This window comes from Collimonas sp., from assembly GCF_044339385.1.
Classification (GTDB): domain Bacteria; phylum Pseudomonadota; class Gammaproteobacteria; order Burkholderiales; family Burkholderiaceae_D; genus Collimonas.
This window is the reverse complement of the sequence record NZ_JBIIVN010000067.1, coordinates 1-12,233: the sequence shown is the minus strand read 5'-3', so window position 1 is coordinate 12,233 and position 12,233 is coordinate 1. Positions and strand designations below refer to the sequence as shown.

The 12,233-nt window shown below is 57.4% G+C and carries 9 protein-coding genes and 4 pseudogenes; 6 read left to right on the top strand and 7 right to left on the bottom strand.

Features of this window, described 5'->3' with window-relative positions; all coding sequences use genetic code 11:
- Positions 1-285: 285 nt before the first annotated feature.
- From ACIQ0R_RS06750 to argS, 5 genes are all read right to left on the bottom strand, one after another.
- Positions 286-918 (bottom strand): LysE family translocator, encoded by a 633-nt coding sequence (locus ACIQ0R_RS06750; protein ID WP_395825307.1) that lies wholly within the window; start codon positions 916-918, stop codon positions 286-288.
- A 3-nt stretch (positions 919-921) separates the two neighbouring features.
- Positions 922-1,707, bottom strand: coding sequence for an SDR family oxidoreductase (locus ACIQ0R_RS06745; RefSeq protein WP_395825304.1), 786 nt, complete (start codon positions 1,705-1,707; stop codon positions 922-924).
- A gap of 116 nt (positions 1,708-1,823) precedes the next feature.
- On the bottom strand, positions 1,824-2,537 hold the full coding sequence (locus ACIQ0R_RS06740) for a thiol:disulfide interchange protein DsbA/DsbL (protein ID WP_395825301.1): 714 nt from the start codon (positions 2,535-2,537) through the stop codon (positions 1,824-1,826).
- 52 nt (positions 2,538-2,589) lie between these two features.
- Positions 2,590-3,294, bottom strand: coding sequence for an SPOR domain-containing protein (locus ACIQ0R_RS06735; protein WP_395825299.1), 705 nt, complete (start codon positions 3,292-3,294; stop codon positions 2,590-2,592).
- A gap of 89 nt (positions 3,295-3,383) precedes the next feature.
- Positions 3,384-5,129, bottom strand: a complete 1,746-nt coding sequence (gene argS / locus ACIQ0R_RS06730) for an arginine--tRNA ligase (RefSeq protein ID WP_395825296.1) — start codon at positions 5,127-5,129, stop codon at positions 3,384-3,386.
- Positions 5,130-5,409: 280 nt separating this feature from the next.
- Here argS and ACIQ0R_RS06725 point away from each other — a divergent pair.
- Positions 5,410-5,991, top strand: a pseudogene (locus ACIQ0R_RS06725) (nitroreductase family protein); the annotation flags it as partial.
- 103 nt (positions 5,992-6,094) lie between these two features.
- Here the strand turns inward: ACIQ0R_RS06725 and ACIQ0R_RS06720 are convergent.
- A pseudogene (locus ACIQ0R_RS06720) lies at positions 6,095-6,994 on the bottom strand (DMT family transporter).
- A 345-nt stretch (positions 6,995-7,339) separates the two neighbouring features.
- Here ACIQ0R_RS06720 and ACIQ0R_RS06715 point away from each other — a divergent pair.
- From ACIQ0R_RS06715 to ACIQ0R_RS06700, 4 genes and pseudogenes are all read left to right on the top strand, one after another.
- Positions 7,340-8,416, top strand: coding sequence for a glycosyltransferase (locus ACIQ0R_RS06715; protein WP_395825293.1), 1,077 nt, complete (start codon positions 7,340-7,342; stop codon positions 8,414-8,416).
- Positions 8,413-8,910: pseudogene (locus ACIQ0R_RS06710) on the top strand (hypothetical protein). The gene ACIQ0R_RS06715 and the pseudogene ACIQ0R_RS06710 overlap by 4 nt, the downstream one beginning before the upstream one ends.
- Positions 8,911-9,526: 616 nt before the next feature.
- The gene (locus ACIQ0R_RS06705; RefSeq protein WP_395825289.1) at positions 9,527-10,228 is read left to right on the top strand and encodes a GntR family transcriptional regulator; all 702 of its coding nucleotides are present in this window, start codon (positions 9,527-9,529) and stop codon (positions 10,226-10,228) included.
- Positions 10,229-10,368: 140 nt separating this feature from the next.
- Positions 10,369-10,899, top strand: a pseudogene (locus ACIQ0R_RS06700) (DUF6622 family protein).
- A gap of 83 nt (positions 10,900-10,982) precedes the next feature.
- Here the strand turns inward: ACIQ0R_RS06700 and ACIQ0R_RS06695 are convergent.
- Entirely contained in the window at positions 10,983-11,462 is a 480-nt protein-coding gene (locus tag ACIQ0R_RS06695) for an SRPBCC family protein (protein ID WP_395825286.1), read from the bottom strand.
- 144 nt (positions 11,463-11,606) lie between these two features.
- Between ACIQ0R_RS06695 and ACIQ0R_RS06690 the strand changes: the two genes are divergently transcribed.
- The coding region (locus ACIQ0R_RS06690) for a UvrD-helicase domain-containing protein (protein ID WP_395825283.1) at positions 11,607-12,233 on the top strand (627 nt) is incomplete at its 3' end.

Below are 12,233 nucleotides of genomic sequence, written 5' to 3'. Positions count from 1 at the left end.
AGTGCTTCAACACCAACTGTTTGATAGACTTATCCACAGCTGCTAACTCAAAACGCAGCGACCAGCCCTGGGTCACATTTCGATCAGCAGGCTGGGTCAAGATTCAATCAGCGCCAACAACCAGGCGGGCAGATCGTGCCCACGCGGCATCGCGATCGTGGGATCAAATGTTCGCAGGGAATGATGGGGCACATGTTTGAGCGAAGCGAGTTTGTGCCCCATCCGACTGGCGCACGGCGCATTCGGGGAGCCGCTGAAGGTGGGCAGCAAAGGCCCACCCGACAACTACTGCTGTATCGCCGCCACAAGCATCGCCACAGCCAGCATCAAACTGCCGGCAAACCGATCCGTCATCCGGGCAAAACTCGGGCGCGTCGCTAGCGTTTGCATTTTCCCCGCCAGCACCGCATAACCGAGCAGGATGAAGAATTCCGGAATGATCGAGCCAGCCGCCAGCCAGATCATTTGCAACGGCACATTACCGGCCGGGTTGACAAATTGCGGCAAGATCGCGATGAAAAAAATCAGTGACTTGGGATTGGCCAGTTGCAGCGTCAGGCCGCTCAGCCAGATTTTCCGGCCGGCGGCATTCTTGTGGTTCAACTGCGACGCCGTAATCGGCGATGGCCGGCCGAATATCGCCGATAAACCGAGATACGCAAGATACGCCACCCCAAGCCACTTCACTAGCGTGAAAAAGGTATGGGAAGCGACGATCAAGGCCCCCAGACCAGTCGCCGAAATAGCAAAATAGATGGCATTCGCGGTCAGGATGCCAAGCGTTGCGAATAGCGATTTTCTCCAGCCGCTGGTGATCCCGTAGGCAACCACCAGCATCACCGCCGACCCCGGCGACCCCGGCGACAGCGATAACGCGCATTCGGTCAGTACGAACAAAAAGAAGGAATAAAAATCCACAGATCAGCTCTCGCTCTTGCGTGCCTTGTGCGGCGCTTTGGAAAAGGCGAAATCGTACAAGCGATTAGGCAGCAGCCGCAACAACTTTGCAACCACGCCCATCTGCCAGGGGATTACCTGGTAACTGCTGCCACGCGCGACCGCAGCGCCGGTCTTTGCAGCGAATGCCGAGACCGGCATCAGGAACGGCATCTTGTAGTGATTAACCTGAGTCATTGGCGTGTCGATGTAACCGGGCACGATGGTGATTACCTTGATGCCGCTGTCGCGCAATTCGACCCGCAGCGATTCGCAATAGCTGATCAGCGCCGCCTTTGAAGCGCTGTAGGCGCCGGCTCCCGGCAGGCCGCGAATACCGGCCACGCTGCCGACGCCAACCAGCCGTAAATCGCGTTGACCGGACTGCGCCTGCCGCTTCATGGTGGCGATAAACGGCGTGAAGGTGGCCACTGTCGCCAGTACATTGGTGGCAAACACCTGCTCGAAAACGGGCTGATCTTCCGCGTGCTCGGTCAGCGTGCCCTGAGAAATCCCAGCGCTGGCAATCACCACGTCGACACCGTTGCCGACATCGATGAAGTCCGCGGCGGCAGCAGTCAACGCCGCATGGTCGTTGACGTCCAGCGCATACAGACGATGCCGTTCGGGGTGCGGCAAACCTGCCAGCAGTTGCTGCAGTTGCGGCTGGCGCCTGGCGACCAAGCCAAGGGCGGCGCCCTGCTCTGCATAATATTGCGCCAATGCGGCACCTATGCCGCTGGATGCGCCGGTGATAAATACGCGTTTCATGGTTGCGCCCAATGTTGAATACCTGTGCATATCGGCCAAGGCCGATAAAAAAGCCCGCCCTCTTGCGAGTGGCGGACTTTTCATGATCCATCAGCCGAGCATGTCGGCGAGACGGCTTATTTCTTGCTCGCAGCGACTTTAGCTATCAGGCCATCCATGACCTGCAATGTCGATCTGAACAGTTCCGGTTCGGTCTTTCCTGCACCCGGATTGGCACCGACAATCGCTGGCGAAGTCACGTAACGACCATCCACCACCAACATCGGCACGCCGTCAACTTTATAAGCATTCTGTAGCTGAGTGGCGCGGGTAACCTTGGTTTGCACCGCGAACGAATTGTAGATCTCCAGGAACTTGGCTTGATCGAGACCTTGCTTGGCGGCGAAATCGACAACACCTGCTTCGTTATTCAGGTTTTGGCGCTGCACGCGGATGGCATTAAAGATCTTCTTGTGCATTTCTGGAATCTTGCCCATTGCCTCCAACGTGTAGTACAGCTTTTTCTGCGCTACATAAGGCGATTTCTTTGGATCGGCATTCGGATCGCCGAAATCGACCGGTACACGCTTGAACACAATCTTATCGCCTTGCCTGGCGATCCACTCTTCCAGCGCCGGTTCCAGCGCATTGCAATGCAGGCAGAAGTAGCCGAAGAATTCGGTCACTTCGACTTTCTTGCCGGGGCCGCTATCGGTCGGTTGCGGATTGTCGAGCACCTTATAGTCAGTTCCCGCCACCGGGTTGGCCGGCGACGCACCGGCACTGGCGACAACCAGACCGAGACTCAAGCTCAGACCGGCAACAGCTAATAGTTTATGAAACAAACGCATGATTATCCTTTTTTCTACATTTCAAAGAAAATATTTACCAACATCCGCCTGATTATTTAGCAGCGCGCACCACGGCGGCATTAACGCCATTATCGGACAACTTCCCACGAATCCGGTTCATTGTTTCGAGCTGATTGAGTGGGCCTATGCGCACCCGGTACAAGGAGCCGGTATCGACCTGACGCTCGCTGATCCTGGCCTCGAACCCCATCAGCGCCAGTCGCGCCTTGGCGTTTTCGGCTTCAGCCTGCTCACGGAACGCCCCAACCTGCAGGAAATAGATCCAGTTGTCGTCGGCACCAGCCTTGGTCTTGGCCTCAGCGATATCGCCAGCGGCCTTCTTGGTCTTGTCGGCAATGGATTTATCGACGACAGCGGCGCTCTTGTCCTGCGCCTTGGCGACCAGCGCATCGAGTTTCTTCTCGGCTGCAGCTGAAACCGGCGGCACCGTGACCGGCGCGGTGGCATCAACCGCCGGTGGCGCAAACGCCTTAGCGGCTTCTTTCGAGGCGTCCTTGTTGCCGTAGAGCGACTTGTTCGGGTCCGGCAGCTGGTCGGCGCCAGCCGCAGGCGTTGCCGACGCCGGCGTGGTGATGGCGTCCGGCGCCTTGTCGGATTTAACGGTCTTGTTGGTGAACGGCGTCGGCGTCTTGGTGATCATGATCGCCACCACCACCGCTATCGCCAAACCGATGATCAGGCCAAAAATCAAACCCAGTAAGGTACCGCCAGCTTGCTTATTGTTAAGTTTGCTCATACTTTCCCAATGACATCCTGGTTACGCGGCACTCTGAAAACCTGCTGCAGCATCCAACAAATTTCAGAGCCACCTGCTTTACACGCAAATTACATCCGGGTCGGTGCCGATACGCCTAGCAGCGCCAGGCCATTGCGCAACACCTGACGGGTGGCGTAGATCAACGCCAGACGCGCCATCTTGAGCTTATCGTCGTCGACCAATACGCGCTCAGCATTGTAGTAGCTATGTAGCTCGCCCGCCAAATCGCGCAGATAAAACGCCACCTGATGCGGGCCGAGTTCTTCTAATGCATGTTGCAGCATGTCCGGATATTCAGCCAGCTTGGCCAACAGGCTGGCCTCACGCGGCGCGGTCAGCGGGCTCAGGTCGACCGTGGTCAGGCTGGCTTCGTCGCCGGTCCATTGCGCCAACACCGAGCAGATGCGGGCGTGCGCGTATTGCACGTAATAGACCGGATTTTCGTCGGATTTGGCCAGCGCCAGATCGACATCGAACACAAATTCAGTATCCGCCTTACGGGAAATCAAGAAGAAACGGACCGCATCACGGCCACGCGTCAGATCGCGCGGGCTGTCGCCAGCAGTTGCGGCCGCAGTGTCTTCGCCCGCCGACCATTCGATCAGATCGCGCAGCGTCACATAAGAACCGGCACGCTTGGAAATTTTTACTTCCTCGCCGTTCTTCATGACAGTCACCATCTTGTGCAGCACGTAATCCGGATAGCCTTGCGGAATACCGATATTGAGCGCCTGCAAACCGGCGCGCACCCGGGCGATAGTGCCGTGGTGATCGCTGCCCTGGACATTGATGACCTTGCCGAAGCCGCGTTGCCATTTCACTACGTGATAGGCGACATCCGGCACGAAGTAGGTATAAGTGCCATCCGTCTTCTTCATCACACGGTGTTTGTCGTCGCCGTAGTCGGTGGTGCGCAGCCACAGCGCGCCATCCTGCTCATAGGTCACGCCGGCAGCGATCAGGGCTTCAACCGCGCCGTTGACCTTGCCGTCCCGATACAGCGACGATTCCAGATAATAGTTATTGAACTTGACACCGAAAGCCTGCAAATCCAGATCCTGCTCGCGACGCAAATAGGCCACAGCAAACTTGCGGATCGATTCGATATCGTCGATGTCGCCGCTGGCAGTGGCGGGTTCGCCGTCGCTGGCGGAAACCGTCTTCCTGGCGATGAAATCCTCAGCGATGTCGGCGATATAGTCGCCGTTATAGGCATTCTCCGGCCAGCCGGCCTGGCCCGGCTTGAAGCCCTTAGCGCGCGCCTGCACGGAAGTCGCCAGCGCGGCGATCTGGACGCCGGCATCGTTGTAATAAAACTCGCGGGTGACATCAAAACCTTGCGCTTCGAACAATGCCGACAAGGCATCGCCCAACGCGCCTTGACGACCATGGCCGACATGCAGCGGGCCGGTCGGGTTGGCGGAGACGAATTCGACCAGCACTTTTTTACCGGCGCCGAGCTGGCTCTTACCGTATTGCGCGGCTTCCTGCAACACGGTCTGGACTACCTGCTGCTTGGCCGCAGCAGTCAGACGCAGGTTAATGAAACCTGGCCCGGCGATTTCCACGGCGGCGATCAGATTGCCTTCTTTGCTGGCGGCCAGCACTGCGGCTACCAGCGTTTGCGCCAGCTCGCGCGGATTTTTTTTCAGCGGCTTGGCCAGTTGCATGGGGATATTGCAGGCGACATCGCCATGCGACGGATCGCGCGGACGCTCCAGCGTCACAGTTGGCTGCAATTCGGTACCGGCAATGATCGGCTGCAATGCGGCGTTGAAAAGGTCGATGATCTGTTGTTTTTGTGGTGCAAGCATAGGATAGGTAGTCAGTGGTACAGAGAGCGTAGCGGATTATGCAAAAAATCTGGGAGGTCGTTCCAACTTCCAGGCAATCGTCATTGTTATTGATTATACCGGCTTGGCGCAGCAATCTTCACCTTGCTCCTCTATGACAGCAAACCACAACCCAGCAATCGGCGCCGCCCTACACACAAGAAAAACTGCTGCTCAGATGGCAACTCACGCATACGTATATTCGGGCAACATATTTTGCTGTTATTTCCGTATCATCCAACAGGAACTCACATGACCCACACCACGCGTCGCCGATCATCCAGTCCATCCGCAATTCCTCAACCGCTGGTCGCCTCGCGCCTTTGCCAGCGACCAGATCGCCGAAGCAGAACTGTTGACTATCCTGGAGGCAGCACGCTGGGCACCCTCGTCTTACAACGCGCAACCCTGGCGCTTCGTCTTTGCGCGGCGTGGCACACCGCACTGGGACAGCCTGCTCGGTCTGCTCAACGAGTTCAACCGCGGCTGGGCCGAAAACGCCGCAGCTCTGGTAATTGTGCTGTCGAAAACCACTTTTGCGCCACCCGGCAAAAGCGAAGAATTACCCGCGCCAACCCATTCGTTCGATGCCGGTTCGGCCTGGGGCTATCTGGCGCTGCAAGCCAGCCTGTCCGGTTGGCATGCGCACGGCATGGCCGGTTTCGACAAAGGAAAAGCCCGCTCGGTGTTGAACGTACCAGCCCACTTCGCGCTTGAAATAGCTATCGCCATCGGCAAGATCGGCGACCGGGCATCCCTGCCGGAGAGCCTGCGCGCCAAAGAAGAACCCAGCCCGCGCCTGCCGCTGCAGGCGCTGGTCTCGGAAGGCAAGTTCAAAGTCTGAACACCAGGTCAGAGAAACTTGCAATGATGTACGTGGGCGTTTTTTGCCCACGCGCATCACATCTATCCGATCTATCCGATCTATCCGATCAACCTGATCAACCTTAATTACGCCGCCAGTTCACCAGTACAATTCCGCTCAACACCAGCAGCGCGCCGACCACAAACGGCAAGCCAATCGGATCGTCCAGCAGCAACACGCCGAAACTGACGCCGAACAACGGCGTCAGAAAAGAAAACACCGTCAGCCGCGACGCCAGGTAGCGGCGCAACATCTAGAACCAGGTCAGAAAACTGCCGAAGGCCACGATCAGCGACTGGAACGCCAGGCTGGCCCACATAATGCCGCTCAGCGGCGCCACTTCGGCCTGTCCCGACAGTAATGCCAGTACCGGCAACGTCACCGCAGCGACGCTCAACTGATACCACAAGGTCATGCTGGGCGGGCTATTGGACAACACGCTGCGCTTGATCATGATGGTGGTCGCAGCCCAGAACAGCGCCGCCAGCAGGCCCAGCGCATCGCCGATCAACGTGCGGCTTAAACCGGCGCTGGCCGCAAAGCCGCCGGCAAATGCCACCGTGATGCCGCTAAATGCCGCCAGCACGCCCAGCCATTGGGTGGCGCCGAAACGTTCGCCCGGCACCAGCCAGTGCAGACCAAGCACGGTAAAAATCGGCGCAGTGTAGACGAACACCGACATATGCGAGGCAGTGGTGTAATTCAAGCCGATTGATACGCACAGGAATTCAGCGGCAAACAGCAAGCCGGTAACCAGCCCTGGCCAGAAACTGCCGTCAGTCAGCGAGAATTTGCTGCCGCGCCACCACATCAGGGCGCTCACCAGCAACGCTGCCACCGCCGAACGCAAACCGTTCTGCAGCATCGGCGAGATACTCGGTGCCGCCACCTTAATGGCCACCTGCTGCAAGCCCCATCAGATACACAGGATCAACATCAGGCTCATGGCCAGGCCATCGAGCGGCTTGCGGGAAGTGGTCATATTTTTCTCTTTTGGAAACGGGCGCAACGCTTGATGGTTAAAGAAACGGCACGCCAATGGTTTGTCATAAATGTCATTTTACTCAGCGCCGATTTGTCCCTATCATCAGCGTGATTGATGGGCGCATTGCCGGCTGACGGCGCGCTGCGTTTCATCTGTAAGCGCTTGAATCCCGATTGCAAGGAGTAGGCTTGAAAGCAGCTGTCTTTATTCTTCGGAACACCTCGACACGTGGCGGAGTGCATCATTATAGATAAGCCCGCACATGCGTTGTCGCCTGGCTCGACCTTTCCGCACCGTCCGCGTAAACTTTTACTGTTAAGCGTCTCCGCCGGCGCCGGCCACATGCGCGCCGCCGAGGCACTCAAAGCCCATGCCGCGATCGAATTTCCGGATACCGAAGCGGTACACCTGGATGCGATGGATTTCGTACCGGCAGGTTTCCGTGCGGTGTACACCGATCTTTACCTGCATCTGGTCAACCGCCATCCTGCATTATGGGGTTATGTCTATCAAAAAAGCGACAGCGCGCCCAGCAGTTCGCCCGGCCAGAAATTACGGCGCGCGATAGAACGCATCAGCACGCGGCCGCTGCGCGCGGCGATCCGCGCTGCGGCGCCGGATGCCATCATTTGCACTCACTTTCTGCCGGCAGAATTACTGGCCCGCGAAATAGAAAGGCGCCAGGTAACTTGTCCGGTGTGGGTGCAAGTCACCGATTTCGACCTTCACAGCATGTGGCTGCAGCCGCAGATGCAGGGCTATTTTGCGGCGACCGAAGAAATCGCCTATCGTATGCGCAGCCGCGGACTGGCTGCCGATACGGTACATGTGACCGGGATTCCGATCATGCCGGGTTTCAGTTATCCGTTAGAACGGCAACGCTGCGCGGCGCTGTTCGGCATCGATCCGCAACGCAAGACAATATTGATGATGTCCGGCGGCGCTGGTATCGGCGGCCTGGATAAGACTGTAGAGCGGTTGCTGTCCTTGCCCGAGGATTTCCAGCTGGTGGCGCTGGCTGGCAAGAATGCGGCGATGCTGGCCAGCCTGCGGGAACTGGCAGCGGCGCATCCGGGCCGACTGTTCCCTTTCGGCTTCACCAGCCAGGTCGAACAACTGATGGCCTGCGCTGACCTGGCCATCACCAAACCGGGCGGCCTGACCACCTCCGAATGCCTGGCAATGGGGGTGCCGATGATCATCCATTCGCCGATCCCGGGCCAGGAAGAGCGCAACGCCGATTACCTGCTGGAGCAAGGCGCCGCGCTGAAAGCGATTGACCTGACCGCGCTCGAATACCGCGTGCGCCAACTGCTGTTGCAGCCGGAGTTGCTACAGCGCCTTAAACAACGCAGCCTGGCGCTTGGCAAACCCGATGCTGGCCGTACCGTATTACAAACCGTACTGAGTACACTATGACGACATCTTTCCGCCGCCTGGCAGGCATGCTGTTCTGGGCATTGCTGATGGCCTTCTTTTTCGCCAACGTCGAAATCCAGATCGAGGGTGCGGCCGGCTGGGCCGCTAACCTGCCGACCTGGCGCATCGAGCATCACTGGCTGTTAGACATCTTCTGAGGTGGACGCGCCATGACTGGTTACCACGCCTGGATTTTTCCGTTCATCGCACTGATGTTCCACTATCCGATCTGGTTCAACGGCAGTTGGGACTGGCGCGGTGAATCCCGCATCATGGCCTCCATCATGGTGTTCTGGATCAGTGAAGACTGGCTCTGGTTTGTTCTCAATCCGGCCTATGGACTAGCGCGCTTCAATCCCGTCGACGTGCCGTGGCACAAGCACTGGCTGGGCGGTGTGCCGCTTGATTACTGGATTTATTCGGTGCTGGCTATCGGATTGCTATGGCTGGCAGAACGCCAGCGGCGCTCTGCTACAATGCCTCGCCAGTCATAAAATTTCATGATCCGCATCGTGCTGCAAGGTTGCAGCACGAGCCCTCGTATCGAGTATGCCGACAGGATCCTCGATAGCGAGCGCGCATTCATCCATCGCAAGCCCGGATGCTTTCCTTCTATAACAGGTTCCACCATAAATACCTTGGCGCTGGCGCTGTGCCTCTGCCCGGCACCAGTCCGGTTGCGGTTGCGGTTGCGCACAGGATGAAGGCGGAACGCAATGATTCGCGCCAGCTGCGTTGGATCAGACGGCCGATGTTTTATCAGTCACAAATGCCTGATGTCGGTTCAGCGCCGGCGCGATGGTAACAAATTTCAAAAAACATAGTTGCTGGCTTTATTCATTGCGGCTGGCTAATGACGCGTCAACCGACACCGCCTGTTCCGTACATCACAACCCGCATTATTTAATCTCTGGTTCTGTATAGAAGTAGAGATTCACATATGTATTGTAAAAACAATTGGAACTTGGTAAATTGCGCTCCCTTTCCAAGTTTGAAATGTTGTTAATGTTGACCAAAAAAGTGCAAAAAAACGCGTCTCTCTCCCAAAAAAATGCGTCTCTCTCGCAAAAAAATACACCTCTGACGGCAGAAAACGGGTCTGATCCGCGCTTGCCGCGCTATCTCCAGGTCCGTGACGATCTGCTGCAAAGAATCACTTTGCGTAGCTGGGCCGCCGATGAAGCGCTGTCGTCCGAAGACAAACTGGCTGCCGAATATGAAATCGCCGTCGGCACCATGCGCAAGGTGTTGGATGCGTTAGTCACCGATGGCGTTGTAGATCGGATACGAGGCCGCGGGACATTTGTCGCGCGTGCTGCGGAGCGCTCCTCAATGCTGCGTTTTGTGCGGATCAACGGCAAGACCAAAAATCCGCTGCCGACGGCGCAAATCCGTGCGATGACAACCGCGGTGCCGCCCGTTGCGGTGGCAGACAAACTCAAGCTCAAGCCGCGCGACAAGGCGCTATATCTGCATCGCACCCGTTCTTTGGACGACGAAATCGTGCTGTCGGAACATATCTGGCTGCCGCTGGCGCGCTTCAGGAAGCTGCAAAAATATCTAAAAACAAACTCTCCGTCATCCTTGTATCCGGTCTATGAAAGTGAATGCGAGGTGCTGGTCGCGCGTGCCATTGATGACCTGAGCGCAAAGCCCTTGAACCGCGCCAATGCCATGGTGTTTAAGCTAAAAACCAAGACCGTGGCGATCTGCATAGAGCGACTGATGCTGGATCACGCCGGGGAACCGGTTGAATGGCGCACTTCCTTTGTACCGGCGGAGCGTTTTCAGTACACGGCTGAAGTCCGCTAAGCGCGCCGCGGCTAAGCCGGTTGCCAGCGATCCGCGCCAGCAGTCGCTTCACGACGGATTCCGGCATTTCGTCGCTTTGCGCTACTCCCGCATCTGCTGCGGCCGGATAATCGCGGCAGATCAATCAACGGGAGAACAACATGCTGGCACAGATCCTTTCACACACCCCGCTTTGGGTCTGGGCGCTGCTGGCGTTGCTGGTCTATCGCGGTATTTGGGCCAGCGTTGACCGTGAAGTCACACTGAAGAAAATCACCATCATCCCACTGGTAATGCTGGCGCTGTCGTGGCAGGCCATGTCGGCGATTTTCGGTATCACGCCGCTGCCGGCGCTGTGCTGGTGCGTCAGCGCCGCCATCGCCGCGGCACTCAACTGACGCCTGTTGCGCTGCGACCGCATGATTCCCTATCCAGAACGCGGCGTACTGTTGCAGCGCGGCAGCTGGTTGCCGCTAGCGTTGATGATGGGAATTTTCCTGACCAAATATACGGTTGCCGTTCTGCTTGCGATGCAGCCAACACTGGCTCAGGAGAGCGCTCTCGTGGCCACGGTGTGCGCGCTGTACGGACTCTTCAACGGTATGTTTATCGGCCGCCTGCTGCGTGTCATTACGCTCTATCGCGAAGCCGAAATGAGCGGGGCCGCCTATCGCGCGCAACTAGGCAGCTAGCCGGACAAAAAAATGCCGACCAGATAACTGGTCGGCAAACGCATCCCCCATAGGGTGCAGAAACGAAAACGGCAGACGGCTGTCTATCCCAGCCGGCCTTCGGCCGCCAATTCACGAATCACGCGCACCGTGTCGATATCGGCTTCCTGGTAGGCGGACCGCCGGAATTCGTCGTAAAACTCCTGTTCGGCTTGCGCCGCCGGCTGCAACTCGACGGCGTCGTCTTCATATTCGAAACGTATAAACAACATTCCCGGCTCCGGTTCCTCGATCGTCATGATCAAATTGGAGCCACCCAGGTCCTGCTGTTTGGGCACCTGATAGCGCACCTGTAGCTGCGGCAGGTACGTAACGATATCGCGCACGATAACTTTTCCGTAACGCAACTCACGCGTGACCGACTGCATCGACTGCCCCGACAAGACGCAGTCGTCGAGATGCTCGACAAACAACATCGGCTGTTCGGCACGCATCACCAGCCCACGCCATAATTGCTCGCGCGTCAAGGAATCGATCAGCGGGTTGAGGGGATCATTGATTTCGATCAGATGACTGAATTTCATGGCATGTCCGGCAAATTGATTGATCCCGAATTGTCCCATATTTGGCGGCCTCACTGTGGTCGTGCAGTCGGCAGGGCAGCGGCCTGCTCACACTGTTAAAATACAGCGCTTTGCTCCTTCCGGTCAGTCGCCAAGCGGTAACTTATGTCGTCCACTCCCCATTTCGGTCTGAATGCTCCTCAACGGGAAGCCGTCAAATATCTTGATGGCCCTTGCCTGGTGCTGGCCGGTGCCGGTTCGGGCAAGACACGCGTGATCACGCAGAAAATCCAGCACCTGATCGAAGATTGCGGCTACGACGCCAAACACATTGCGGCGTTAACCTTTACCAACAAAGCAGCCACCGAAATGCAGGAGCGCATCGCCAAGCTCTTGCAGGACCCAAAACAGGCCAAGCACATCACGGTCAGCACCTTCCACTCGCTGGGGGTCAAGATTCTGCGGCAGGAGGCGCGCGAACTGGGCCTGAAAGACCGTTTCTCGATCATGGACAGCGACGATTGTTTTTCAATTGTGCAAGATCTGGCGATCACCACCGACAAGCAACTGATCCGCCGTATCCAGACCGCCATGTCGCTGTGGAAAAACGGCCTGATCGATCCCGAGCAGGCAATCAAACAAGCCGTCACCGAAGACGAAGCCCAGGCCGCGCGCATCTACCGCAGCTATGTGGCGACGCTGGCGGCTTACCAGGCAGTCGATTTCGATGACCTGATCCGGCTGCCGGTGGAGCTGTTCCGCAGCAACGATACGGTGCGCGACAAATGGCAA

Bases quoted from the DNA above. Each gene is read 5' to 3' on its own strand.
- ACIQ0R_RS06745 (WP_395825304.1), bottom strand. From the start codon at position 1,707: ATGAAACGCGTATTTATCACCGGCGCATCCAGCGGCATAGGTGCCGCA.
- ACIQ0R_RS06740 (WP_395825301.1), bottom strand. From the start codon at position 2,537: ATGCGTTTGTTTCATAAACTATTAGCTGTTGCCGGTCTGAGCTTGAGT.
- ACIQ0R_RS06735 (WP_395825299.1), bottom strand. From the start codon at position 3,294: ATGAGCAAACTTAACAATAAGCAAGCTGGCGGTACCTTACTGGGTTTG.
- argS (WP_395825296.1), bottom strand. From the start codon at position 5,129: ATGCTTGCACCACAAAAACAACAGATCATCGACCTTTTCAACGCCGCA.
- ACIQ0R_RS06715 (WP_395825293.1), top strand. From the start codon at position 7,340: ATGCGCGCCGCCGAGGCACTCAAAGCCCATGCCGCGATCGAATTTCCG.
- ACIQ0R_RS06695 (WP_395825286.1), bottom strand. From the start codon at position 11,462: ATGAAATTCAGTCATCTGATCGAAATCAATGATCCCCTCAACCCGCTG.